18 protein-coding genes are annotated in these 25,822 nt (G+C 71.7%); 11 read left to right on the forward strand and 7 right to left on the reverse strand.

Features of this window, described 5'->3' with window-relative positions; all coding sequences use genetic code 11:
* Positions 1–135: 135 nt before the first annotated feature.
* Both MW290_RS06270 and MW290_RS06275 read left to right on the forward strand, forming a co-directional pair.
* Entirely contained in the window at positions 136–984 is an 849-nt protein-coding gene (locus MW290_RS06270; protein ID WP_250196400.1) for a tetratricopeptide repeat protein, read from the forward strand.
* A 120-nt stretch (positions 985–1,104) separates the two neighbouring features.
* On the forward strand, positions 1,105–1,749 hold the full coding sequence (locus tag MW290_RS06275) for a glycine zipper 2TM domain-containing protein (protein ID WP_250196401.1): 645 nt from the start codon (positions 1,105–1,107) through the stop codon (positions 1,747–1,749).
* A 188-nt stretch (positions 1,750–1,937) separates the two neighbouring features.
* Here the strand turns inward: MW290_RS06275 and MW290_RS06280 are convergent, their stop codons facing one another.
* Entirely contained in the window at positions 1,938–2,669 is a 732-nt protein-coding gene (locus MW290_RS06280) for a response regulator transcription factor (protein ID WP_250196402.1), read from the reverse strand.
* Positions 2,670–2,742: 73 nt separating this feature from the next.
* Between MW290_RS06280 and MW290_RS06285 the strand changes: the two genes are divergently transcribed.
* Entirely contained in the window at positions 2,743–4,833 is a 2,091-nt protein-coding gene (locus MW290_RS06285) for an ATP-binding protein (RefSeq protein WP_250196403.1), read from the forward strand.
* Between the two features lie 15 nt (positions 4,834–4,848).
* Here the strand turns inward: MW290_RS06285 and MW290_RS06290 are convergent, their stop codons facing one another.
* Positions 4,849–6,402, reverse strand: coding sequence for a methyl-accepting chemotaxis protein (locus MW290_RS06290; RefSeq protein ID WP_250196404.1), 1,554 nt, complete (start codon positions 6,400–6,402; stop codon positions 4,849–4,851).
* Positions 6,403–6,642: 240 nt separating this feature from the next.
* Between MW290_RS06290 and MW290_RS06295 the strand changes: the two genes are divergently transcribed.
* A complete protein-coding gene (locus tag MW290_RS06295; RefSeq protein WP_250196405.1) occupies positions 6,643–9,822 on the forward strand; it encodes a bifunctional diguanylate cyclase/phosphodiesterase in 3,180 nt (1,059 codons plus the stop codon).
* Between the two features lie 16 nt (positions 9,823–9,838).
* Here the strand turns inward: MW290_RS06295 and mdeB are convergent, their stop codons facing one another.
* On the reverse strand, positions 9,839–12,553 hold the full coding sequence (gene mdeB, locus MW290_RS06300) for an alpha-ketoglutarate dehydrogenase (protein WP_250196406.1): 2,715 nt from the start codon (positions 12,551–12,553) through the stop codon (positions 9,839–9,841).
* Between the two features lie 47 nt (positions 12,554–12,600).
* Positions 12,601–14,517 (reverse strand): sensor domain-containing diguanylate cyclase, encoded by a 1,917-nt coding sequence (locus MW290_RS06305; protein WP_250196407.1) that lies wholly within the window; start codon positions 14,515–14,517, stop codon positions 12,601–12,603.
* Positions 14,518–14,724: 207 nt separating this feature from the next.
* On the opposite strand from MW290_RS06305, the gene MW290_RS06310 reads away from it, so the two are divergent.
* The 6 genes from MW290_RS06310 (at position 14,725) to MW290_RS06335 (ending at position 20,512) form a co-directional block, all read left to right on the forward strand.
* Positions 14,725–15,882 carry a GGDEF domain-containing protein gene (locus MW290_RS06310; RefSeq protein WP_250196605.1) on the forward strand — a complete coding sequence of 386 codons (1,158 nt, stop codon included), beginning with the start codon at positions 14,725–14,727 and terminating at the stop codon, positions 15,880–15,882.
* A 66-nt stretch (positions 15,883–15,948) separates the two neighbouring features.
* On the forward strand, positions 15,949–16,155 hold the full coding sequence (locus MW290_RS06315; protein WP_250196408.1) for a DUF2256 domain-containing protein: 207 nt from the start codon (positions 15,949–15,951) through the stop codon (positions 16,153–16,155).
* Positions 16,155–17,717 carry a cryptochrome/photolyase family protein gene (locus MW290_RS06320; protein WP_250196409.1) on the forward strand — a complete coding sequence of 521 codons (1,563 nt, stop codon included), beginning with the start codon at positions 16,155–16,157 and terminating at the stop codon, positions 17,715–17,717. Before MW290_RS06315 ends, MW290_RS06320 begins: the two co-directional genes overlap by 1 nt.
* On the forward strand, positions 17,714–18,910 hold the full coding sequence (locus MW290_RS06325) for an FAD-binding domain-containing protein (protein ID WP_250196410.1): 1,197 nt from the start codon (positions 17,714–17,716) through the stop codon (positions 18,908–18,910). The genes MW290_RS06320 and MW290_RS06325 overlap by 4 nt, the downstream gene beginning before the upstream one ends.
* A 70-nt stretch (positions 18,911–18,980) precedes the next feature.
* Entirely contained in the window at positions 18,981–19,673 is a 693-nt protein-coding gene (locus MW290_RS06330) for a choice-of-anchor R domain-containing protein (protein ID WP_250196411.1), read from the forward strand.
* Positions 19,670–20,512, forward strand: a complete 843-nt coding sequence (locus MW290_RS06335; RefSeq protein ID WP_250196412.1) for a dioxygenase family protein — start codon at positions 19,670–19,672, stop codon at positions 20,510–20,512. Before MW290_RS06330 ends, MW290_RS06335 begins: the two co-directional genes overlap by 4 nt.
* Positions 20,513–20,536: 24 nt before the next feature.
* Here the strand turns inward: MW290_RS06335 and MW290_RS06340 are convergent, their stop codons facing one another.
* The 3 genes from MW290_RS06340 to MW290_RS06350 all read right to left on the reverse strand — a co-directional run bounded on the left by MW290_RS06340 (position 20,537) and on the right by MW290_RS06350 (position 24,886).
* Positions 20,537–21,268 carry an SDR family NAD(P)-dependent oxidoreductase gene (locus MW290_RS06340; RefSeq protein WP_250196413.1) on the reverse strand — a complete coding sequence of 244 codons (732 nt, stop codon included), beginning with the start codon at positions 21,266–21,268 and terminating at the stop codon, positions 20,537–20,539.
* The gene (locus MW290_RS06345; RefSeq protein ID WP_250196414.1) at positions 21,265–22,425 is read right to left on the reverse strand and encodes an NAD(P)/FAD-dependent oxidoreductase; all 1,161 of its coding nucleotides are present in this window, start codon (positions 22,423–22,425) and stop codon (positions 21,265–21,267) included. Before MW290_RS06345 ends, MW290_RS06340 begins: the two co-directional genes overlap by 4 nt.
* Before the next feature lie 88 nt (positions 22,426–22,513).
* Positions 22,514–24,886 (reverse strand): PAS domain-containing protein, encoded by a 2,373-nt coding sequence (locus MW290_RS06350; protein WP_250196415.1) that lies wholly within the window; start codon positions 24,884–24,886, stop codon positions 22,514–22,516.
* Positions 24,887–25,266: 380 nt separating this feature from the next.
* On the opposite strand from MW290_RS06350, the gene MW290_RS06355 reads away from it, so the two are divergent.
* Positions 25,267–25,806, forward strand: a complete 540-nt coding sequence (locus tag MW290_RS06355) for a chemotaxis protein CheW (protein WP_250196416.1) — start codon at positions 25,267–25,269, stop codon at positions 25,804–25,806.
* Positions 25,807–25,822: the final 16 nt, after the last annotated feature.

A 25,822-nucleotide genomic window follows, 5' to 3' on the forward strand; every position in this document is an offset into this window, starting at 1 on the left:
TGACATGAACCACCGCCTGCGGTGACACAAGAACCCCCCACGCGCGGACCACAGTGACCACACCGAGGCCACAAGCGCCTCGACGGCGGATGCCAGGCCGGCCCTGCGCGCCCCTTGTTCCGAGGAGTCTTGACGATGAAACGTATCCTGATCGCCGCGGCCTTCGCGGCTTGCGCAGCCACCGCGTTTGCGCTGCCTAGCGTCGACGCCGTGCGCACCGAGGTGGCCCAGGGCCACGATGCACGGGCCGAGGAGATGATCCGCGAAGTGCTCGCGGCACGGCCCGACAGCGCCCGCGCGCACTACGTGCATGCCGAGATCCTGGCCCACCTGGGGCGCTTTGCCCAGGCAGCCGAAGAAGCCGCGCAGGCGCGCCGGCTCGACCCGGCCCTGTCGTTCACCCAGCCCGACACGTTCAAGACCTTCGAGGCGATGCTGGCGCGCGAACAGGCAGCAGCGGCGGGCGGGCGTGCCCCGGCCACGCCACTGCAGATGGCCCCGGCCGGCAGTTCCGGCGGCGTGCCCGGCTGGGTCTGGGGCGGTGGGCTGGCCTTGCTGGCCGCCCTGGCGCTGAGCCGGCTCACCTCCGCGCGCCAGCCGGCGCCCGCGGCGGCGCCGGCCGGGTGGACCCCGGCACCCGCAGTACCCGGCATGGGCGGCATGGCGGCCCCCTACGGCATGGCGCCAGCGGCCCCCGCGGCTGGCGCGGGCAGTGGCCTGCTCGGCGCGGGCCTGGCCGCGGCCGGTGGCGTGGCGGCGGGCATGCTCGCCGAGCGCCTGATGGAAGGCCACCGCGAGCCGGCCACCGGCACCTGGTGGAATGCAGCGCCGGCACCGGCCTCGTTCCAGCCCTTCGACGATTCGGCGGGCGAGGCTGCCGCCGCGCGTGAACTGGAGGAGCGCCCGATCGACTGGGGCAATGGCGACGGCTGGGGCGGCACCGATGACGACAAGCCCTCGTCGGCCGGCAGCGACGGCTGGTGACCGATGACATCCGTCACCGAAAGCCCATGGAACAGCAAAACGCGCGCAAGGCGTCGCGCTCAACATGAAGCTGCGGGATGTCCCGCACCGCGGTCCGAGAGGACCGGAACAGGAAGCATCATGAACCTCCGTTTCCCGCTAGTCGCCGTCAGTCTGGCCGCCGCGTGCAGCGCGGCATTCGCCGGCACCGAGTACGGCCATGTGATCTCCTCCACGGCCGTGATCGCGCAGGTCACCGTGCCGCAGCAGCAGTGCACCGAGCAGCAGGCCGCCGTGGCGCCGCGCACCAGCGGCGGTGGCGCGCTGCTCGGCGCGCTGGTCGGTGGTGTCGTCGGTCATGGCCTGGGCCAAGGCTTCGGCCGCGCAGCGGCCACCGGCCTGGGCGTCGTGGCCGGCAGCGTGATCGGCGACCGCGCCGAAGCCGCCAACACGCCGGCCGAGACCGTGCCGGTGCGCAGCTGCCAGACCTCGTACACGGTCGAGAACCGCGTCGTCGGCTACGACGTCACCTACGAATACAACGGCCAGCGCTACACCACGCGGCTCGCGCAGGACCCCGGCGAGCGGATCGCGCTGAACGTGAACGTGACGCCGCAGCAGGTCGGCGCCGCGGTGCCAGCCGCAACCACCGTGGTGACCCCGGCCCCCGTGGTGACCTACCCGGTGCCGGTGGTGGCAACGGCCGTGGCCCCCGCCTACTACTACAACCCGTACGTGCCACGCGTGAACCTGATGCTGGGCGGCTACTGGCACCACTACCGCTGAGCCAAGCCACGGCCTGCAGACGAGCACACTCGCCATGTTGGACACGGTCGAATGGCTGCTGGTCGCGCTGGCCGTGGCGCTGGGCGGGGCCGCCATCGCCCTGGGCGCGCGGCTTGTCCGTGCGGCATGGCGCGATGCCCGGTCAGCCCTGCATGCGGTGGGTGTCGTGCCACGCAGGCGAACGACGGTCAGTACAGCGTTTCGACCTCGCTGGCCAGCCGGTAGCCGGCGCCGCGCTCGGTGACGATCAGTGCCGGCCGCGTCTGGTCGGCCTCGATCTTCACCCGCAGGCGACGGATCTGCACGTCGACCGTGCGGTCGTAGACCTCGGCCTCGTGCAGGCGCGACATCGACAGCAGCTGGTCGCGGCTGAGCACGCGCTGCGGCGCACGGCACAGCGCGGCCAGCAGGCTGAACTCGCCGTTGGACAGCTCGACGAGCCGGCCGTCCGGCGCCTGCAGCCGGCGCGTGCGCAGGTTCAGCTCCCAGCCCGAGAAGCGGTAAGCGCGGCGGGCGTTGTCGCGCTCGGGCAGCGTGGCCTGCACCTGGTAGCGCCGCAGCACGGCTCGCACCCGCGCCAGCAGCTCGCGCGGGCTGAACGGCTTGGTCACATAGTCGTCGGCGCCCAGCTCCAGGCCCATCACGCGGTCGGCTTCCTCGTTGCGTCCGGTCAGCAGCACGATGGGCACGGTGGCGCGCTCGCGCAGGCTGCGAGCCAGCTGCATGCCGTCTTCGCCCGGCAGCTTCAGGTCCAGCAGCACGAGGTCGATCGCCTCGCTGTCGAAGCGCTCGAACATCTCCCGGCCCGAAGCAGCCGCGCTGGTGCGCATGTCGTTGTTGCCGAGATACTCGACCACGAGCTCACGAACCGCGGGGTCGTCGTCGACGATGAGGATGTGCGGGGTGGCGTTGGCGTTCATCAAGAATCTCGCGGCCGGCGCAGACGCGCTGCGCTTCAGCCCTGACGTTGGATACCTGATTCTCACCCGACCGATGCCCGCATTGCCCAGTACCCCGCCATCGCCGACCGAACGGCCCTGGCTCATCGCCGCCAGCCTGTGGCTCGCACTGGCGGCCGTCGTTGCGCTGGCGCTGTGGCACCTGCGGCACGAGACGGTCCAGGCCCAGGGCCGCGAGCTGCGCCTGATCTCGCTGGCCACGGCCGATGCCGTCGAGCGCGGCCTGCGCGGTGCCGAAGAAGGCCTGCAGGCGCTGCGGGCCGAACTGGAGGAAGCGCATCTGTCGCTGGACGATCCCGGCGCGGGGCGCGTGCTCGCTGCACGCGCCGACCTGATGCCGCTGCTGCAAGCGCTGTGGGTGCTGGACGCCGCCGGCAGCGTGCTTGCCGCGTCGAGCGACCGGCCGCCGCCGGCCACGGCCGCCTTCGATCCGCCGCTGGCTTCACTGCCGCATGACCGGCTTGCATTGAGCGGCAGCACCGTGGTCACACCAGCCGGGCAGAGCGGCGCGGCCTCGGAGATCGCGCTGGCCGTGCCCTTCTCATTGCCCGGCGGTCGCCACGGCTGGATCGTCTCGACCCTCCCTGCGGCGGCCATGCTGGGCTCGCTGGCCCAGGCGCTGCCCGTCGACGACCTGCGCCTCTTGGTGCTGCGCCACGACGGCGCGCCGCTGGCGGCCGTGAACGCAGCGGGCATCGCGGGCGCCGACGTCCGGTCCACGCTCGCCCGCGACCCGAGCGCCGAGCTCAACCGCCTGACCTTCGCGGACGGCAGCAAGAACCTCGTGAGCAGCCCCGCTGTGCCGCACTACGGCGCCCGCGTGCTGGTGTCGCGCGAGATGTCTGCCGTGCTCGGCCCGTGGCGCGATGCCGCCGAGCTGGCCGGCGCGGGGCTGACGGTGCTGCTGCTGGTCATGGCTTCGGCCGTCTACGTGGTGCAGTTGGCCGACCGCCGGCGAGCGGCGGCGCAGGCGGCGCTGCAGGCCCAGGTGTCGCGCGCCGGCAAGCTGGAGTCGCTGGGCACCCTGGCGGGCGGCGTGGCACACGACTTCAACAACGTGCTGGCGGCGATCGTCGGCTTCGGCGAGATGGCGCAGGACGCCGCAGCGCCCGGCAGCGCGCAGGCGCGGCACCTCGACAAGGTGATGCAGGCGGCGCTGCGCGGCAAGGCGCTGTGCGAACGCATCCTGGCCTTCAGCCGCGGCGGCGCCAAGACCTCGACCGTGTTCGAACTGGAGCCGGTGGTCGAGGAGGTGCTGACGCTGCTGTCGGCGTCGCTGCGCTCGGGCATCGTGCTCGAGCGGCGGCTGCAGGCACCGGGAGCGCGGCTCAGGGGCGATGCCACGCAGGCCTTCGAAGCGGTGATGAACCTGTGCACGAATGCCATGCAGGCCATGCCCGACGGCGGCTTGCTGAGCGTGCAGCTGGCGCGCGTGATGATCGACGCGCCGCGTGTGCTGTCGCACACCCGGCTGCCGCCGGGCCGCTACCTCGCCCTGTCGGTGGCCGACCAGGGCGCCGGCATCTCGCAGACCGTGATGGAGCATCTGTTCGAGCCCTTCTTCACCACCAAGGCGGCGCAGTCGGGCACCGGGCTGGGGCTCGCGGTCGTCTTCGGCGTGGTGACCGAATTCGGCGGCGCGGTGGACGTGCAGAGCCGCCCGGCGCAAGGCGCCTGCTTCACGCTGTACCTGCCCGAGTGCACCGACGCGGCGGCCGCTGCGGCCGACCCGGTGCCCGATGGCGTCCGCGGCACCGGCCAGCGCCTGCTGGTGGTGGACGACGAACCCGATCTCGTCGCACTGACCGTCGAGATGCTGCAGGGGCTGGGCTATGCGCCCGAGGGCTTCACCGACCCCGCGGCAGCCCTGCGGGCGGTGCAGGCCGAGCCCGAGGGTTTCGCGGCCTTGATCAGCGACGAGGTGATGCCCGGGCTCACCGGCACCCAGCTGACCCAGGCGCTGCGCGAGCACGCGCCGCATCTGCCGGTGCTGCTGCTCAGCGGGTATGGCGGCGCGCTGCTGGCGCAGCGCGCGAGCAGCGCCGGCGTGCACCGGGTGCTGTCCAAGCCCGTGCAGCGCGCGCCCTTGGCCCACGCGCTGTCGGAGCTGCTGCGCGACAGCTGAGCGCCCCGCCCGCCCTCACCCCAGCCTGAACACGCTCACCGCCGCCAGCAGTTGCGCCGCCTGCTGCTGCTGCGACTGCGCCGCGGCGCTGGCTTCGCCCACCAGGGCGGTGTTGCGCTGGGTCGCGCTGTCCATGCGCGCAATGGCTTCGTTGACCTGGCTGATGCCCAGGCTCTGCTCGCGGCTGGCCACGCTGATGTCGCCCACGATGCGGGTCACGCGCTGCACGCTCTCCACCACCGCGGCGATGGTGGCGCCCGCGCTTTCGGCCAGCTGGCTGCCCGAGTCCATGCGGGTCACCGAGTCGTCGATCAGGCTCTTGATCTCCTTGGCGGCGACGGCCGAGCGCTGGGCCAGGCTGCGCACCTCGCTGGCCACCACGGCAAAGCCGCGGCCCTGCTCACCGGCGCGGGCGGCTTCCACCGCGGCGTTCAGCGCCAGGATGTTGGTCTGAAAGGCAATGCCGTCGATCACGCCGATGATGTCGACGATGCGCCGCGCCGAGCTGTGGATCTGGCCCATGGTCTGCACCACCTCGCTCACCTCGCGGCCGCCCTGCACCGCCACGCTGGAGGCCGACACGGCCAGCTCGTTGGCCTGGCCCGCACTGTCGGCGTTCTGCTGCACGGTGGCGGTCAGCTGCTCGATGGCTACCGCCGTCTTGTCCAGCGACTCGGCCTGTTCCACGCTGCGCTGCGAAAGGTCCTGGTTGCCCTGCGCGATGAGGTCGGCCGCCCGGGTGATGCCCTCGGTGCCGTGGCGCACGCCGCTGACGATGCGGGCCAGTTCGTCGCGCATGGTCTTGAGGTTGAACATCAGGCTGCGGGTGTCGCCGGGCGCCACGCGCACGTCGACCGACAGGTCGCCCACCGCGATGCGCTGCGCCAGCTGCATGGCGGCGGCTGGCTCGCCGCCCAGCTGCACCAGCAGGCTGCGCACGATGACCAGCGCCGCCACGATGCCCAGCACCAGGGCCGCACCGCCCAGGGCCAGCATCAACATCCAGCCGCTGCGGTAGGAGGCCTGCGCGGCCTCGTTGTCGCGCCGGCTGAGTTCGTCGTTGAGGTCGATCAGCGCATTCAGCTCTCCCAGCCAGCGCGTCTGCGCCGCGATGGCCTGGGTGGTCAGCAGCTCGCGCGCGGCGGCCTCCTGGCCGCTGGTGGCCAGATCGATCACGCGCTGGAAAACGGGCAGCGCGGCCTGCTCGGCGGCGTCGATGCGTTCGCGGATCGCCTGCTTCTGCGGATGGGGCGGGCGACTGTCCAGCTCGCGCTTGGCCTGGGGGTACTGCGCCGCCAGCTCGGCGAACCGCGCCACCTGGGCCTGCTGCCCGGGCGTGCCGGCCAGCAGCACCACGTCGCGCATCGCCATCGCGCGGTTGGAGGCGCTGTCGTACATCGTGCCCAGGTGCTTGGTGTCGGCGTTGTTCACGCCCACGATCTGGTCCAGGTGGGCCTGGATGCGGGCCATGCGGTCGACGCCCAGCGCGGTGATCGCGGCCATCAAGGCCAGCACCAATGAAAAGCCCACGGCCAGGCGGGTCACCACCTTCCAGTTCGAGATGCTCATGTTGCCTCTGACGATTGTTCCGTCCACGTCATCGGCCGTTTCTCGCAACTATTCAGGTTTCAGCATCTTTGAAAAGTGGTGTGTGGCCATGGGCAGGGCGCCGCTGGCACGGGCCGTGCACGCGAGCCCGGCTGGCTGAGGCCGCGCAAACCCGTCGGCGCTCAAGTTGCAGTGCAGCATGCCGTCAACCCCTGGTGGCCGTGTGCCTGCAGCAGTCGTCCCCGCCGTACAAGGACCTCGATGTCGCGTCTGTTCGCCCGCTTCCTGGGCCGCCTGTCCGTGGGCCGGAAGCTGCTCCTGATCTACCTGCTTGATCTCACCGCCGTCATCTACATCAGCGGCATCCTGATCAACGAGAAGTTCATCGCCATCGACTTCGCGCGCAAGGAGGAGAGCGGCATCGCCTACATCCGCCGCACCAGCGACGTGCTGGTGACGCTGGCGCGGACGTCGATCGGTCCGGTGCCGGCGGCAAGGCCGGAAGGCTGGCTGCCACTGGCCCGATCGGTGGCCGAAACCGAACGGCTGCATGGCGAAGGCATGAAGAGCGCGGAGGCGGCCTCGCTGCTGCAGCGATCGCTGGAAGCCCTGGGCCCGCGCCCCGCCCCGGACACCGTGACGGCGGTGCTCGGGCAGGGCCGGGCCCTGGTCACGCGCGTGGGCAACCAGTCCAACCTGATCCTGGACCCCGACCTCGACAGCTACTACAGCATGTCGCTGGTGCTGCTGCGCTACCCCGAGCTGCTGGACGTGCTGGACCGCATCGGCGCGCAGTTGCGGCCCGACACCCGCCGCGAGTCGGCCGTGCTGCGCACCCAGTACCTGGTGCTGGAGGGCCAGCTCGACGCGGTGGCACAGGGCATTGCCAGCGACCAGGCCGAGGCGGTGGCCGCCTCCACGCCGGCGCTGCGCGCCGCGCTGGACCCGGCGCAGGCGCGGCTGGCCGCCGCCATCGAGGGGCTGCGGCGCGCCTCGCGCGCCTACATCGACGACGGCGCCACGCGCGACCGCCTGCGCGCCGTGCACCTGGCACAGGCCGAGCTGGTGAGCGAGCTGCACCAGGCCTGGCAGCTGGGCGCCACCGAACTGGAGCGGCTGCTGGCCACCCGCATCGACGGCCTCTACACCCGCATGTGGATGCACCTGGGCACCGCACTCGTGCTGCTGCTGGCCATCCTGTCGCTGGTGTGGGGCGTGGCGCGGCAGATCTCGGTGCCGCTGCGCCGCATGGCCGGCGTGGCCGACGAGGTGCGGCGCACCGGCGACCCCACGCTGCGCGCCGACTGGCGCAGCCAGGACGAGATCGGCCGCCTGGTGCTGGCCTTCAACGACATGCTGGCCCAGCTGGACCGCGAGCGCACCGCGCAGCAGGAGCTGGCCGCCAGCGCCCGCGCCGCCGAGGCCCAGCGGGCACTGGTGGAATCCACCCCCATCCCGCTGATGGTGACGGCCATTCCCGGCCACGAGGTGCTGCATGCCAACCCACCTGCCGAATCATGGTTGAACGGCCGGCGTGACGACCCCTGGGCGGTGGGCCTGGAAGCGCCGGTGCGGGCGCACTTCTTCCAGCAGCTGGCCGACCGCGACGCGGTGCATGAGTTCGAGGTGCGTTGGCAGGGCAGCGGCGAGCCCGCCTGGGCCGTGCTCAGCGCCCGCCGCGTGCAGTACCAGGGCCGCGACGCGGTGATCACGGTCTTCTCGCCGATCAACCACCTGAAGCAGATGCGCCGCCGTCTGGAGCTGTGGGCCAAGGTGTTCGAAGCCTCCACCGAGGCCATCATGATCGTCGGCGCCGACCGGCGCATCCTCACCACCAACCTGTCCTTCCACAAGGCCACGGGCTACGACCTGCAGGACGTGGTGGGCGAGCCGCCCCGGCTGCTGCTGGGCAATGCCAACCCACCCGGCTTCATCGACGAGGTCTGGGCCGCCGTGGGGCGCCGCGGCACCTGGCAGGGCGAGCTGTGGCTGCGCCGGCGCGATGGCACCGAATACCCGGCCTGGATGCTGATCAGCCCGGTGCGTGAAGGCCCCGGTGCACGCGGCGACGTGACGCACTACATCTTCACCTCGATCGACATCGCCGACCGCAAGAAGAGCGAAGCTCGCATCCAGTTCCTGGCCCAGCACGACGTGCTGACGGAGCTGCCCAACCGATCGCTGTGCATCGAGCGGCTGCGGCTGGCCCTGCAGCAGGCGCAGCGCACCGGCCAGAAGGTGGCGGTGATGTTCATCGACCTGGACCGCTTCAAGGACATCAACGACACGCTGGGCCACCACATCGGCGATGGCCTGCTGCGCTCGGTGGCGCGGCGGCTGCTGGAAGCGGTGCGCGCGGGCGACACCGTGAGCCGCCTGGGGGGCGACGAGTTCGTGGTGGTGATCAACGGCGTGGACACGGTGGACGACGTGACCCACGTGGTGGAGCAGCGGCTGATCCCGCGCATCCGCCAGCCGCATGTGGTGGACGGCACCGAGCTGAACGTCTCCTGCAGCGTGGGCATTGCGCTGGCGCCGGACGACAGCAGCGACCTGGACACGCTGATGCGCCATGCCGACACCGCCATGTACCAGGCCAAGGCCGGCGGCCGCAACGCCAGCGCCTTCTTCACTGCCGAGATGACCGAACGTGCCCTGCAGCGCCACCGCACCGAGGCGGCGCTGCGGCGCGCGATCGAGGCCGGTGAACTGCGCCTGGCCTACCAGCCGCGCATCGACGCCCGCAGCGGGCGCACCGTGGGGGTGGAAGGCCTGCTGCGCTGGGACAGCGAAGAGCTGGGCCCGATGAGCCCGTCGGTGTTCGTGCCCATTGCCGAGGAAAGCGGGTTGGTGGTGCCCATGGGCGCCTGGGTGATCGAAGAGGCCTGCGCGCAGATCGGCCGCTGGCGCGACCAGGGGCTGCCGCCGCTCAACGTCTCCATCAACCTGTCGGCGCCGCAGCTGCAGGACCCGACGCTGCTGGACACACTGGCCGGCAGCCTGGCCCGCCATGCGGTGCCGCCCGGCGGGCTGGAGCTGGAGCTGACCGAATCGATGCTGATGGACCGCGCCGACAGCACGCTGCGCACGATGCAGGCGATCCGGCAGCTCGGCGTGGGCCTGGCGATCGACGACTTTGGCACCGGCTACTCCAGCCTCAACTACCTCAACCGCTTCCCGATCAACAAGCTGAAGATCGACCGCTCGTTCGTGCACGACATGCTGGCCGACTCCACCGCCCGCGCCATCGTGCAGGCCATCGTCGGCCTGGGGCACACGCTCAAGCTGAAGGTGGTGGCCGAAGGCGTTGAAACGCCGGCCCAGGCCGCCGCGCTGCGCGCCGCCGGCTGCGACGAGCTGCAGGGCTTTTTCTACAGCCAGCCGCTGCGGCCCGAGGCCCTGGGAGACTGGCTGACAGAACCCGCGCTGAACGGCGACTGAGAGTCGGGGCAGCGCCTCACCGCCCCCACGGCACCCCGGACGCCACCTCCAGGCCGAAGTGCGCGATCGCCTGGCTGCAAGCCTCCACGCCCACCCGACCCTGCTGGCGCAGCGCGGTCAGCGCGGCCAGCACCACGTGGCCGCGGTCCACCTCGAAGAAGCGGCGCAGCTCGGCGCGGGTGTCGCTGCGGCCGAAGCCGTCGGTGCCCAGCGCGGTGAAAGGCGCCTGCAGGTAGGCGCCGGCCAGCTGCGGCCAGGCGCGCACGTAGTCGCTGGCGGCCACCACCGGCTCGTCGCCGGGCAGGCACTGCGCCAGGTGGCTGCTGCGCGGCGCCGCCTCGGGGTGCAGGCGGTTCCAGCGCTCCACCTCGGCCGCATCGCGCGCCAGTTCCGAGAAGCTGGTGGCGCTCCACACCTCGGCCTCGACCTGCCACTGCGTGGCCAGCAGTTCGGCCGCGGCCAGCACTTCGCGCAGGATGGTGCCGCTGCCCAGCAGCCGCACGCGGCCCACCGGCTGCGTGGCCGGCTGGTGCAGCGCCAGCCGGTACAGGCCCTTGATGACGTCGGCCTCCACGCCCTCGGGCAGCGAGGGCTGGGCGTAGTTCTCGTTCATCAGGGTGACGTAGTAGAAGACGTCCTCCTGCCGCTCCAGCATGGCCCGCATGCCGTGGTCCAGGATCACCGCGAATTCGCCGGCGAAGCAGGGGTCGTAGGCGCGGCAGTTGGGCACCGTGCTGGCCTGCAGCAGGCTGGCGCCGTCCTGGTGTTGCAGGCCTTCGCCGCCCAGCGTGGTGCGGCCGGCGGTGGCCCCCAGCAGGAAGCCGCGCGCCCGCTGGTCGGCGGCCGCCCAGATCAGGTCGCCCACGCGCTGGAAGCCGAACATCGAGTAGTAGATGTAGAAGGGCAGCATCGGCAGCCCGTGCACCGAATGGCTGGTGGCCGCCGCCGTCCAGCTGCTCAGCGCACCGGCCTCGCTGATGCCTTCTTCCAGGATCTGGCCATCGGTGGCTTCGCGGTAGCTGAGCACCGAGCCGATGTCCTCGGGCTCGTAGGCCTGGCCGCTGAAGGCATAGATGCCCACCTGCTTGAACAGGTTGGCCATGCCGAAGGTGCGCGCTTCATCCGCGACGATGGGCACGATGCGCGGTCCCAGCGCGCCGTCCTTCAGCAGGCCGGTGAGCATGCGCACGAAGGCCATGGTGGTGCTCATCTCCTTGCCCTGCGCCGCGATGGCGAACTCGCCATAACGCGCCAGCGGCGGCACCGGCACCGGCTGGGCGGCGGCGCTGCGCGCGGGCACGAAGCCGCCGAGCGCGGCGCGCCGCTCGTGCAGGTAGCGCATCTCGGCGCTGTCGGCCGCCGGCTTGACGAAGTCCAGCCGCGCGGCCTGCTCGTCGGTCAGCGGCAGCGCGAAGCGGTTGCGGAAGGCGATCAGGTCGTCACGGTCCAGCTTCTTCTGCTGGTGGGTGGTCATGCGACCCTGGCCGGCCTCGCCCATGCCATAGCCCTTCTTGGTCTGCGCCAGGATGACGGTGGGCCGGCCGGTGGTGCGCATGGCCGCGTGGTAGGCCGCATGGATCTTGACCAGGTCGTGGCCGCCGCGCTTCAGGCGGTCGATCTGCTCGTCGGTCAAGCCCTGGGCCAGCGCGGCCAGCGCCGGGTCCTGGCCGAAGAAGTGCTCGCGGTTGTAGCGGCCGTCCTTGGCGGCAAAGGTCTGCAGCTGGCCATCCACCGTGCGTGCGAAGGTGCGCTGCAGCGCGCCTTCGGTGTCGCGGGCGAAAAGGCCGTCCCAGTCCGAGCCCCACACCAGCTTGATGACGCGCCAGCCGGCGCCCGCGAACAGCGCCTCCAGCTCGTCGATGATGCGGCCGTTGCCGCGCACCGGGCCGTCCAGCCGCTGCAGGTTGCAGTTGACCACCCACACCAGGTTGTCCAGCTGCTCGCGCGCGGCCAGGGTCAGCGCGCTCATGCTTTCCGGCTCGTCCATCTCGCCGTCGCCGAACACGCCCCACACCTTGCGCCGGGCGGTGTCCAGCAGGCCGCGGTGGTGCAGGTAGCGCATGAAGCGCGCCTGGTAGATGGCGCTGATCGGGCCCAGCCCCATCGAGCCGGTCGGAAACTGCCAGAAGTCCGGCATCAGCCAGGGGTGCGGGTAGCTGGACAGGCCGCGTGCCCCGGCTCGGGTGGCCGCGATCTCCTGCCGGTAGTGGGCCAGATCCTGCTCGGTCAGCCGGCCTTCCAGAAAGGCGCGGGCATACACGCCGGGCGCCGAATGCGGCTGGTAGAACACCAGGTCGCTGTCTCGCGCGGCGCCCCCACGGAAGAAGTGGTTGAAGCCCACCTCGAACAGGTCGGCCGCGCTGGCATAGCTCGCGATGTGGCCGCCCAGCTCGCTGGAGCCGCCCAGCTCGGCCTGGTTGGCACGCACTACCATGGCCAGCGCATTCCAGCGCATCAGCGAAGCCAGCCGCTCCTCGATGGCCAAGTCGCCCGGAAAGGCCGGCTGCCGCTCGGCCGGGATGGTGTTGACGTAAGGCGTGCCCAGCGCCGGCTGCCAGCCCACCCGCGGATGGCGCGCGTCGGCGGCCAGCAGGTCCATGATCTCGCGCACCCGCTGCGGGCCGGCCTCGGCCAGCAGCGAGGCCAGCGCCTCGCGCCATTCGGCGGTCTCCTGCGGGTCGGCGTCGGCCTGGGCTTGCGCCAGGTGCGGTTGAATGGCGTCGTCGCTCATGGCGGTCCCCTGTCTTGGCAGGGGGCAGTCTAGAACGTGAGGCGACGTCAGGCGCCGGCGGCCAGCACCACCCGTCCCTTGCCCTCGCGCTTGGCGCGCAGCAGCGCCTGGTCGGCCAGGCTCAGCAGGGCGTGGGCGTCGGCGTCGGGGGTGGCGGCGGCCACGCCCACGCTGGCGCCCACCTGCACGGTCTGGCCGCCCTCCAGCTTCACCGGCTGGCGCAGCGCGTCCACCAGCCGGTCCAGCACCGGCGGCCAGGCTTCGGGCGGCAGCTCGGTCAGCACCAGCACGAACTCGTCGCCGCCGATGCGGGCCACGGTGTCCCCGGGCCGCAGCTGGTGCTCCATGCGGCGCGCCACGGCCACCAGCAGCGCATCGCCCGCGTCATGGCCGAAGCGGTCGTTGATGCCCTTGAAGCCGTCCAGGTCCAGGTAGCACACCGCCAGCGCAGTGCCGCTGCGCGCCTGCACCGCCAGGCTGTGCCGCAGCCGCTGCAGCAGCAGCGTGCGGTTGGGCAGCTGGGTCAGCGGGTCGTGGTGCGCCACGTGCACCAGCTGCTCGTGGGCGGCCTTGGCGGCGGTGATGTCCACCGCCATCCAGAAGCTGTCGTCGCCGGCCAGCCGCGCGCCGGTGATCTCCACCCACAGCACCGTGCCGTCCTTGCGGCGCATCGGCACCTGGCTGCGGTAGCTGCTGCCAGACGCCAGCACCGGATAGGCCTCACGGCCGACGCGCTCGAACGTGGCCTCGTCGGCATACAGCACGGCCATGGACTGGTCGTTCAATTCACCAGGGCCGTAGCCCAGCAGGCGCTCGAAGGCCACGTTGCTCCAGCGGATGGCGCGACCGCTGACGCGGGCCATGCTGACCAGGTCGTTGTCCAGCATGGCCGCCTGCTCGCGCAGCAGGGCCGCGATGCGCTGCTGCGCCTCACGCTGGGCCACCGCCTGGGCGGCCAGCTGGTCCATGGCCAGGGCCTCCCGCGCGCCGAAGCGGAAGATGGCGAAGGCAGCCGCCACCAGCAGCAGCCAGGCCAGCGCCGCGGTCAGCGATACCTGCAGCGCCTGCTCGCGCCAGGGCTCGAAGAAGCGCTCGTTGCTCACCCCGGCGAAGACCTTGAGCGGCCAGCCCGCCACCTGGCGGTAGGCCGTGGTGCGGGGCAGGTTGTCGATGGCCGCGCGCGAGACGAACCAGCCCGCCGTGGGCTGGCGCTGTGTCGCCTCACGCAGCTGCGTCGAGACGGCGGCCAGGCCCACCTCGCCCTGCGCGCCGCCGCCGGGCGCATGGCGGGCCACCAGGCGCAGGTCGTCGGTGCGCAGGGTGATGGCATCGTGCAGGCCCAGTTCGTAGCGCCTGAACAGCTGCACCATGTGGTCCACCGGGATGGTGGCGTAGAGCAGGCCCTCGAAACGGCCCTCCACCACCAGCGGCCGCGCCACCACCATCACCCACATGCCCGTGAGCCGCGACTGCAGCGGCCCCGAAACGATGGGCTGCGCATCGGGCGACCCGTGCGCGGTGACGAAGTAGTCGCGGTCGCTGACGGAAGGCACCGGCACGCCCGCCAGCCCGGTGCCCCAGCGCACCTGGCCCTCGGCATCGGTCAGCCGCAGGCCCTCCATCGCCGGCAGCAAGGAGGCCCGGTGCATCAGCAGATCGGTGGTGCCCGCATCACCCAGCAGGGCACGCAGCCGCGGCAGCGACAGGTCCTGCAGCGTGCTGCGCAGCACCGCATCCACCTGCGACAGCTCGCTGCCGATGTTGAGCTGGGCCACCGCCGCCAGTGATTCGGCCAGGTCGCGGGCGCGCGCTTCGTAGCTGGCCTTGGCCCGCAGCAGCACCGACAGCACCAGCGAGGCCAGCAGCACCGCCGCGACCAGGTTGGCCAAGATGAGCCAGCGGCGCAGCTTGCGCCGCTTGGCGGTGACGGCTGACCACAGGGATTCGGGGGGAGACGGCGACATGGAGTAGGACCTGGGAGCCGGGGCGCATTCGCTGCACGCCAGGGCGCCTTATCGGCCAACCACCCCCACTGCTTGAGTCACTTATGATTCTGACGCATTAGATTCTTCGCAGTGCGAGGGAATTCACGATCTCCGCCGATGCAGCCCGCAGGGCGGCCTGCATCGGGCGGCCCGGGTTCCGATATGCCGACTGTGAAGTCCTTGGCCGTGCCCCACCCCGCCTCACCCGGCCCTCGTGCGCTGGGCGATCGGGTCTTCCTGTGGTTGTGCGGCACCGGCCAGCGCGAGCTGCCCGAGGTTCGGCGGGCGATGGTGCTGACGCTGCGCGAGCCCTTCCTGGTCTCGCTGCTGGCCTCCTTCTGGGCGCAGATCGTCGCGGGCATGGCCTTCTGGATCACAGGTGCCGCCTGGGCCCTGGCCTGGCTGCTGTCCGATCTGGTCCTGCTGGTGCTGCGCCTGTGGTGCAGCCGGTTGATCACGGTGGCTGAGCAACAGGGCCGGCGCCTGCCCATGCGCCGGGTGTTGCTGGTCAACGCGGTGTGGCTCACCTGGGTGGCCGCGGGCATCAGCCTGTCGATCCGGCAACCGTCGCTGTACCTGGTGGTGGTCAGTGCGATGATCGCCTCCGGCTTTTCCGGCTATTGCGTTTCGCGCTGGCAGGCGTTTCCGCGGCTGGCCGCGCTCTACCTGTACGTGCTGTGGGCGGCCGTCTGCGTGGGACTGCTGACTTCGCCCCTGCCCGAACTGCACCTGCTGGCGTGGTTGATGCCGGCCGCCGCCTACGCCTTCCAGGTGCTGCTGGGCCTGAACCACCAGATCGTGATCGGTGCGCTGCGCGCCCAGCAGGAGAACCGCCGGCTGTCGATGCACGATCCGCTGACCGAGCTGCCCAACCGGCTGATGCTGCGCGAGCGCCTGGTGGCACTGTGCCGCGGCCTGCCAGACGGGCACCGATTCGCGGTGCTGTGCCTGGACCTGGACGGCTTCAAGGCAGTGAACGACCGCCACGGCCATGCGGCCGGCGACTGGCTGCTCAAGAGCGTAGCGCGGCGCCTGGCCGACGTGGTGCGCGCCGAGGACCTGGTGTGCCGGCTGGGCGGCGACGAGTTCGTGGTGCTGCTGCCCGGGGCCGATGAAGCCGTGACCGCCGAGATCGCACAGCGCATGCTGCAGGCGCTGGCCCAGCCGCACGACCTGGGCGGTCTGGTCGACCTGCCGGCGCGCGCCAGCATCGGCGTGGCCCTGGCCCCGCTGGACGGCGGCGAGCCCGACCCCCTGCTGCTGGCCGCCGACGAAGGGCTGTATGCCGCCAAGCGCGACGGCAAGGGCTGCTGGCGCCGCACCGGCCAGCCCGCCAACGGCTGACGGCCCGCAGGGCCATGGAGGCCGTGGCACAGTGCCCCACCTCCCGCCTGCCACGCGCCGCCGCCGATGCCCAGCCGCCCCCGCCCCGCCGCCGAGTCCGCCGCCTTCAAGGGCAACAAGCAGCACCTGCCCAGCAAGCCCTGCGTGGCCTGCGGCCGGCCGATGACCTGGCGCAAACGCTGGGCGCGCAGCTGGGACGAGGTCAAGTTCTGCTCAGACGCCTGCCGCCGCAGCCGCGGTGGCAGCGGCGCATCCACGGGCGCCGCGGGCTGATGGCCGCCGTCCGTCACCTGGTGCTGGTGCTGGGCGACCAGCTCGACCTGCAGGCCGCGGCCTTCGACGGCTTCGACAACACGCAGGACGCGGTGTGGATGGCCGAGGTGGCCGAAGAGTCCACCCACGTGTGGTCGGCCCAGCAGCGCATCGCCCTCTTCCTGGCCGCGATGCGGCACTTTGCGCAGGCGCTGCGCGAGGCGGGCCGGCCGCTGCACTACCGCCGGCTGGACGACGCCGACAACCGCGGCAGCCTGGCCGACGAGCTGCAGGCCACGCTGGCCGCGCTGAAGCCGCAGCGCGTGGTGATGACCGCGCCCGGCGACTGGCGGGTGTGGCAGTCGCTCAAGGCCGTGGTGGAAGCCGCCGGCCTGGCGCTGGAGGTGTGCGAAGACCGCCACTTCTTCAACACCGTGCGCGAGTTCGCGGCCTATGCCAAGGGCCGCAAAAGCCTGCGCATGGAGTTCTTCTACCGCGAGATGCGCCAGCGCCACGGCATCCTGATGCAGCATGGCAAGCCGGTGGGCGGGCAGTGGAACTTCGATGTGGACAACCGCGAGTCCTTCGGCGCCAAAGGCCCCGGCCTGCTGCCGCAGCGTGCCCTGTTCGAGCCCGACGCCATCACCCGCGAGGTGCTGGACCTGGTGCGCACGCGCTTTGCCGAACACCCCGGCAGCCTGGACAGCTTTGCCTGGCCGGTGACGCGCGAGCAGGCCCTGCAGGCGCTGCAGACCTTCGTCGCCGAACGGCTGCCGCTCTTCGGCCGCTATGAAGACGCGATGTGGCCCGGCGAGCCCTGGCTCTACCACTCGCAGCTGTCGGCCGCGCTCAACCTCAAGCTGCTGAACCCGTTCGAGGTGGTGCATGCGGCCGAGGCGGCCTACCACGCCGGCCATGCGCCACTGGCCAGCGTGGAAGGCTTCATCCGCCAGATCCTGGGCTGGCGCGAGTACGTGCGCGGCATCTACTGGACGCAGATGCCCGGCTACCTGGAACGCAATGCACTGTACGCGCAGCAGCCGCTGCCCGGCTGGTACTGGACCGGCGACACCGACATGGCCTGCCTGCGCGACGCCATCACGCAGACGCTGGCCCACGGCTATGCCCACCACATCCAGCGGCTGATGGTCACGGGCCTGTACGCGCTGCTGCTGGGCGTGCAGCCGCAGCAGGTGCATGCCTGGTACCTGGCGGTGTACGTGGACGCGGTGGAATGGGTGGAACTGCCCAACACCCTGGGCATGAGCCAGTACGGCGACGGCGGCCTGCTGGGCAGCAAGCCCTACGTGGCCAGCGGCCGCTACATCCAGCGCATGGGCGGGCCCTGCTCGCAGTGCCGCTACAAGCCCGCCGAACGCGAGGGCGACGACGCCTGCCCCTTCACCACGCTGTACTGGGACTTTCTGATGCGGCACGAGCCGATGCTGGCCGGCAACCAGCGCATGGTGATGCAGCTGAAGAACCTCTCGCGCCTGACCGAGGCCGAACGCCAGGCCGTGAGCCAGCGGGCCGAGGCCATACGCCAGGGCCGAGTGGGTGGCAGCCAGGGCCAGCCCGCATGAGCCGCCGCCAGGCGCTGGACCGCATCGCGGCGGTGCAGCCCGCCGCCTATGCACACAGCCGCAATGCGCTGGATGGCGCGGTATCGGGTCTGTCGCCGTGGATCACGCATGGCGTGGTCAGCCTGCCCGAGGTGGCGGCCGGCGTGGCGGCGCGCCACCCGGGCCTGCACCTGCAGCACCGCTTCGTGATGGAGCTGGGCTGGCGCGAGTTCTTCCGCCATGTGTGGGCGCACCGCGGCAGCGGCATCCTGCAGTCGCTGCATGAAGGGCCGCTGCCCGACGAGGCTTATGCGGCCGAAGTGCCCACCGACGTGCGCGAAGCCCGCACCGGCGTGCCGGTGGTCGACCAGGCGGTGCACCAGCTGTATGCCCACGGCCTGCTGCACAACCATGCGCGGCTGTGGCTGGCCAGCTACCTGGTGCACCTGCGCAAGGTGCACTGGCGCGCGGGCGCCGACTGGCTGCTGGGCCACCTGCTGGACGGCGACCTGGCCAGCAACCACCTCAGCTGGCAATGGGTGGCCGGCACCGGCAGCCACCAGCCTTACCTGTTCAATGCCGAGAACGTGGCCCGCTTTGCGCCGCCGGCCTGGCACAGCCCGGGCAGCGTGATCGACACCGACTACGGGACGCTGGACGCGATGGCCCGCAACGCCGCCCGGGCGCCCGCAGCCGGCGCAGGCACCGGCGTGAGCAGTGGCGTGAGAGAGCCGCCGCGCCATGCCATGCCGCCCGCAGACCTGCTGCCACCGGCGCCCGCGCCGGCGCGGGTGGCCGGCCGCGACGTGTGGCTGGTGCATCCCTGGGCGCTGCGCGCACCGCCGGCCGACGTGCCGGCCGATGCCGTGTGCCTGGGCTGGTGGCCGGCCGAACACCATGCAGCCTGGCCCTGGACCGAAGGCCGCTGGCGCTGGGCGGCGGCCCGCATGGCCGAAGTGACGCCGCTGGCCCTGCATGCCGACCGTGCCACGCTGGCCGCGCTGCTGGCCGGGGCCCGCTCGGTGCAGGCCTGGTCCGACCCGCATGCCGACCCGCATGCACCCGCGGGCCTGCACCTGCGCCCCCCCGAACGGCTGTTCGACCCGGTGGACCGGCCCTGCGCTTCCTTCTCGGCTTGGTGGAAACGCAGCACCCAGGGGCTGAAGCAGCTGGCCGACCTGCCGGGCTGGCCACGGCCACTGCGTCAAGCCTGACACGAACTGAATAAAGGCCCGACAACATGGGCCGGCATGCTGGGCTCTCCAACCCTGGGAGACAGCCTCGATGCCATCACCTCACCGTCGTCCGCCCGCGCGCCCGCTGCAGGCGCTGGCCTGCTGCGTGGCCCTGGCGCTGGCCGGCGCCGCCATGCCGGCCGCAGCCAGCACCGTCCTGTCCAGCAACCTGGACCAGACCAGCAGCGACACGCTGGAAGCCACCGCCACCGACTGGCTGGCCATCAGCTTCGTCAACACCACCACGCTGTCCAGCAGCGCTGTGCTGCTGGCCACGCTGGCAGCCACCACCAGCAGCGGTACCGCGGCCCTGACGCTGTACAGCAGCGACAGCAGCGGCCTGATTCCCGGCAGCGCGCTGGCGGCCTTCACCGCCACCAGCAGCAGCGCCGGTACGCTGAGCTTCAGCCTCACCGGCACCACGCTGACCACCGGCAGCACCTACTGGCTGGTGCTCAGCCAGGACAGCGGTGCCAGCCAGTGGAGCTGGACCAGCAGCAACACCGGCAGCGGCAGCGGCTTCACGTCCACCTGGGCCGACAGCACCGACGCCGGCGCCACCTGGTTCGCTGAAAGCACGCTGTACCCGCTGCAGGCCGCGGTCAGCGTGTCGGCCGTGCCCGAGCCGGCCAGCGCGCTGTGCCTGCTGTCGGGCCTGGCGGCGCTGGGCGGCCTGGCCCGCCAACGCCGCGGCCGTGCGCAGGCCGCTTCTTCCACCCACCCCACCGGAGCGCAGCCGTGAGCCAACGCCTCGTCAACACCCCGCGCCGCATCTTCCTGCGCAGCGCCGGCGCCGGTGCCGCCGCGCTCGTCGCTTCGCCGTTGGTGCAGGCCGCGCTGGGCGACCGTTCCACCGTCGACGTGACCGAAGGGCCGTACTTCGTCGACGAGATGCTGAACCGCTCGGACATCCGCATCGACCCGACGGACGGCAGCACCCAGGCCGGCCTGTTGCTGCTGTTGACGGTGACCGTCTCCAGCCTCAACAGCACCACCGGCGTGGTGACGCCGCTGCCCAATGCGATGGTGGACATCTGGCACTGCAATGCGCTGGGCCTGTACTCCGACGTGTCGGCCAACAGCACGGTGGGCAAGAAGTTCCTGCGCGGCTACCAACTCACCGACAAGCAGGGCAAGACCCGCTTCAAGACCATCTACCCCGGCTGGTACAGCGGCCGCTCGCCGCACATCCACTGCAAGGTGCGGCAGGTGCCGGTGGGCAGCAGCGGGCAGACCACCTCGCTGACCACGCAGTTCTTCTTCGACGAGACGCTCTCGCAGCTGGTGTACACCGACAGCAACCTGCCCTACTACACCCACGGCCTGCCCGACCAGCCGCATGCCACCGACCAGGTCTACCAGGGCAGCAACAGCTGCGTGCAGGGCGCGGTGGCCGGTGATTCGCTGAAGCTGCAGGTGGCGCGCACCACCCAGTACGCCAGCGCGCGCTTCGACATCCTGATCGACACCGGCGCCCGCTGCAGCAGCACCGAAACCGGCATGACCGGTGGCGGCCCGGGTGGTACCGGAGGTCCTGGCGGCCCGGGCGGCATGCCGCCGCCGACCCCGCCCACGCCTTGACGGGCCCCCAGCGGCTGCGCAGCCTCAGCGCACCAGCGGCCGCACGGTGGTGAAGCCGCCGTCCACCGGCACCACCTGGCCGGTGAGGCGGGCGGCGCCATCGCCCAGCAGCCAGGCCATCACGCCGGCCACCTCGCCGGCGGCCTGCACGCCGCCCAGCGGGTACTGGCGGGCGGCGGCTTCGCGCATCGCGGGCAGCTTGAGCATGCCGGCGGTCATCGGCGTCTCGGTCATGCCCGGCGCCACCGCATTCACGCGCACGCCCTGGGCCGCGTAGGTGGCGGCGGCGCTGCGTACCAGCGCCTCCACGCCGCCCTTGGCGGCGGCGATGGCTTCGTGGTTGGCCACGCCGATGCGGGCCACCACCGAGCTGACGAACACCGCCGAACCGGCAGCGCCCTTCAGGCCGGCCAGCCAGGCCTGCAGCATGTACACCGCGCTGTCCAGGTTCACGCGTATCAGCTCCCGGTACACCACGTCCTGCGTGCGGTGCAGCGGCGCCACCAGGGTGCTGCCCACCGCATGCGCCAGCTGCGTGGGCGCGGCGCCCAGGCCTTCGGTGCAGGCAGCCACGGCCAGCGCCGCCCCTTCGGGCGTGGTGGTGTCGGCCACGATGCGCAGCGCCGCCGGCACCTCGGCCAGGCGGCCGGCGTCGCGGCCCACGGCCGCCACGCGGCAACCTTGTTCGGTGAGTTGGGTGGCCAGCGTGCGGCCGATGCCGCCGCTGGCGCCGGTGATGAGGACGATCGGGTTCATGAAGCCACCGTGTTGAGAAGGGGATGGCCGCCTGCGGCGGCCGATGCGGGTACGGCGGACGACAGCAGCTGCGCCGCCATCGCCCGTCCGGAGGCCCAGGCACCTTCCACCGTGCCGCCGCTGCCCACCGGGCTGGCGGGCGCATGGCCCAGGAAGTCGCCGCACACGCCCAGGCCCTGGCCGGCGTCCCACCAGCAGCTGGCCGGTGCTGGCGGTGCATCACTGTCGGCAGGTCCATCGAAGGGCAGCGGCTGCGCAGCCGGAACCGCGAAGCGCCAGCGGTGCACCACCGCATGCCGCCAGGCCGGCGACGTGCCCAGCCAGCTCTGCAAGGCCGCCTTCAGCTCGGGCAGCACCTGCTCGGGCAGATCTTCCAGGTGCTGGCGGCTCCAGCCGGCGCGCGCATGCAGCACCCAGCGCAGCTCATCGGTCTCACCCGGCTCGCGCAGGATGAAGGCCAGCGCGCCCTGCTGCGGCCGGGCGATCTGCCAGGGCTGCGCAGCGGCCGCCAGGCCGTCGGGCAGCGGGCCGCTGACGCCCATCAGGCTCCAGCAAGGCTGCATCAACACCAGCGAGGCACGCTGCGCCCAGTCGCGCCGGTGGGGCGCCAGCAGCGGCGCGGCCTGCGCGGGTGGCAGGGCCAAGATCACCGCATCGACCGCTTCGCCCAGCGGCTGGCCGCCGGCCAGCAGACGCCAGCCGTCGGCGCCATGCTGCAGCTGGTCGACCGGCAGGTTCCAATGGGTCTGCAGCTCCGGCAGCCCCTGCAGCAGCCAGCGGCACAGCGCCGGCCCGTCGGGCAGGCCGCGGTAGCGCACGGTGTAGGGGTCGTCGCCCGCCGGGCGGCTGCCGCTGGCCACCAGCGGCTGCCAGGCTTCCGCCGCGCCGGCGCCCACGGCCTCCTGCAGCCACTGCACGAACTGCGGGCTGCGGGCAGTGAAGCCCGGCGCGCCGTGGTGCAGCACGGTCTGCCGCAGCTGGCCGGAGGCGTCGGTCCAACCCATGCGGCGGGTGGCCAGCCGGCCGCCCGGTCCGCGCGACTTGTCGAACACCTGCACCCGCCAGCCCGCACCGGCCAGCGCCTGGGCGCAGCTGGCCCCGGCGATGCCGGCGCCCACCACGGCCGCGGTGGGCCGATCTGATCGAATCGCTTTCATGCCTCAGCCTACGCAATCGCGCGGCGGCGGCGAAGCTGAATCGCTGTTGACCCGGCCGTAGCAAGCGCTACTCCGGTTCAAAGTCGGGTCAACGATCACGCCGGCGCTGCTCCAGCCGTTGCATCACCTTGGCCGCCAGGTACTGCAGCATCTCCATCTGCCGGGCATCCACCTCGCGCGGCTGGTAATCGATGACGCACAAAGTACCGATGGCATTGCCGGTGGGCGTGACCAGCGGTGCACCGGCGTAGAAGCGGATGTGCGGCTCCCCGGTCACCAGCCGGTTGGACTGGAAGCGCGGGTCGGCGTGGGCGTCGTTGACCACCATCACCTGCTGCGGCTGCTGGATGGCATGGGTGCAGAAGGCGTCCTCGCGCGGGGTTTCGCGGATCTGCAGCCCGACGCGCGACTTGAACCACTGGCGGTCGCGGTCGACCAGCGAGATGAGCGCCACCGGCGCATCGAAGAAGGTGGCGGCCAGGCGGGTCAGCTCGTCGTAGGCCACTTCCTCGTCGGTGTCCAGCACGCCCAGCGCGTCCAGCTCCTGCAGCCGGGTGGCTTCGCTGCGCAACAGGCGCTCTCGCGTGGCGGCCTGCAGCAGGTGCGACAAGGCGTCCAGCGAGTAGGGCTTGGGCAGCAGCTCGAAGCCGTGCGAGGTGTCGTCGGCCAGCACCTTGCTGTAGCCGCTGGACAGCACGATGGGCAGGCCCGGGTGCAGCCGCCGGATCTCGCGCGCCAGCTCGATGCCGTCCATGCCTGCCATCACCACGTCGCTGAACACCGCGGTGAAGCGGTCGGCGTCGCGCGCCAGTTCGGCCAGCGCCGCACGGGCGCTGTGGGCCAGCACCGCCGAATAGCCCAGCACGCCCAGCGTGTGATGCACCGAGGCGGCCACCTCGGCGTTGTCCTCCACCACCAGCACGCAGCCGCCGGCCGGCGGTTCGGGCTGGCTGGCCTCGGTCTCGTCGCTCTCGGCGCTGCGGCTGCCGTCGGCATGCTGCGGCAGGTACAGCGTGAACGTGGCGCCCTCCCCGGCCACGCTGTCCACGTGCACCGCGCCGTTGGACTGGCGCGCGAAGCCGAACACCTGCGACAGGCCCAGCCCGGTGCCCAGGCCCACCGGCTTGGTGGTGAAGAAGGGCTCGAAGATCGCGTCCAGGTGCTCGGCCGCGATGCCGGCGCCGCTGTCGGTGAGCGAGACGGCGACGAAGTCGCCGGCCATGGCCGGCTGCGCCCGCAGCGCCGGAATGCCGCGCACCTGCCGCACGCGGATCAGCAGCCGGCCTTCGCCGTCCATCGCATCACGGGCGTTCACCGCCATGTTCACCAGTGCGGTGTCGAACTGGCTGGGGTCGGCGTGGATGGTGCACGGCGTGTCGGGTATCTGCACCTCCACCAGGATGCGCGCGCCCACCAGGGTCTGGATCATCTCGCCGATGGCGCGCACGTTACCGCTGGCGTCGAAGCTCACCGGCTGCAGCGCCTGCCGCCGCGCAAAGGCCAGCAGCTGCCCGGTGAGCCGCGCCGCCCGCGACACCGCATTGGCGATCGAGCCCATGCAGCGTTGCTGCTGCTGCGGGCTCAGGCTGCGCCGCTGCATCAGGTCGATGGAGGTGCGGATGATGGTCAGCAGGTTGTTGAAGTCGTGCGCCACGCCACCGGTGAGCTGGCCCACCGCTTCCATCTTCTGGGCCTGGCGCAGCGCCTCCTCGGTGGCGCGCTCGCGGGTCACGTCACGGGCCACCGCGTGGATGAACCCGCTGTCGGGCACGGCCGTCCAGTTCAGCAGACGGAAGCTGCCGTCGCGGGCGCGGTAGCGGTTCTCGAAGCCGGCGGTGGTGGCGCCGCCGGCCAGCCGGCCCACCTCGTCGGCGGTGCGCGCCAGGTCGTCCGGGTGCAGGAAATCGGCCACGGTGCGGCCCACCATCTCGCCCTCTTCCCAGCCCAGGATGCGGGTGGCCGCCGGGTTCACCGCGCGGATGTGGCCGGTGTAGTCGCACACCAGCATCAGCTCCTGCGACAGCGTCCAGATGCGGTCGCGGTCGCGCAGGCTGCGGGCCTCGGCCAGGCGCAGCTCGTGGATGTCGGTGCTGCTGCCCATCCATTGCGAGATGCCGCCCTGCGCGTCGCGCGCCGGCACCGCGCGCGACAGGTGCCAGCGGTACTCGCCGTCGGCGCGGCGCATGCGGTACTCCACCTCGTGCGGTTCGCCGGAAGTGATGGCCTGCGACCAGCGCTGCTGCACCTCGGGCAGGTCGACCGGGTGGATCACCTGCGCCCAGCCCTGGCCGATCAGCTCGTCCATCGGCAAGCCGGTGTAGGCCACCACACGGTCGTTGGCCCAGTTCAGCCGTCCGTCGGGAGTCGCGGTCCACATCTGGGTGGGCATCACCTGCGCCCACGCTTCACAGCCCGGCGCACCGTCACCCACCGCCCCGCCCATCGTCCCTGCGCGCTCCACGAAAGCTCCTTCTGCCTGTTGCAGGTGGGACCTGCTTTGCAGGCGAACGGCAGTTGCCGTGCCCATGGCTGTAAAGATGTCCACAAAGCCTGTGGACAACTCCGTGGACAAGCGGTGGGTGAGCGCGCGAACGCGGCGCGCCGCAAGGGCTGGCGCTGCATTGCTGCCCGAAGAGGCAGGCGCCGGTCGTGTAACTGCGCACGCTGGCGGGGCCCGTGCAAAGGGTCGGCGCGCAGGGCGCTCAAGCTCCCGCCAAAGCGGCCGAAGCTGCCTCTGTACCCGGAGATGGCCCCTGCCGTACCGGGCGAACCCCCGGCTTCAGTGCGCCGGACGCACGCCGATATTCACCGCAGCGACCCAACCAGAGCAAGGACGCCTCCATGGACATGATCACCGACGCCACCGAAGTGGCCCGCCACGAAGCCCAACGGGCAGTTCAGAACGCCAAGTCGCGCGGCGGCGCCCCTGGCGGCGAGTTCCTCACCTTCCGCCTCGGCGCGGAGGAGTACGGCATCGACATCCTGCGCGTGCAGGAAATCCGCTCGTACGAGCAGCCGACCCGCATCGCCAACGCCCCCGGCTTCATCAAGGGCGTGGTCAACCTGCGCGGCGTCATCGTGCCCATCGTCGACCTGCGCCTGAAGCTGGGTTGCGACTCGGCCGAGTACAACACCTTCACCGTGGTCATCGTGCTGAACGTGCGTGGCCGCGTGGTGGGCGCGGTGGTCGACTCCGTGTCCGACGTGCTGGAACTGGCCCCCGACACCATCAAGCCGGCGCCGGAGCTGAGCTCGGGCCAGATCGACACCAGCTACATCACCGGCATCGGCAGCGTGGCTGACCGCATGCTGATCCTGATGGACATCGAGGCCCTGATGAGCAGTGCCGAAATGGGCCTGATGGACGAAGCCACGTTCTGACCCCGGTAGACGCAGT

Origin of the sequence: Aquincola tertiaricarbonis (assembly GCF_023573145.1) — a bacterium.
Classification (GTDB): Bacteria; Pseudomonadota; Gammaproteobacteria; order Burkholderiales; family Burkholderiaceae_C; genus Aquincola; species Aquincola tertiaricarbonis_B.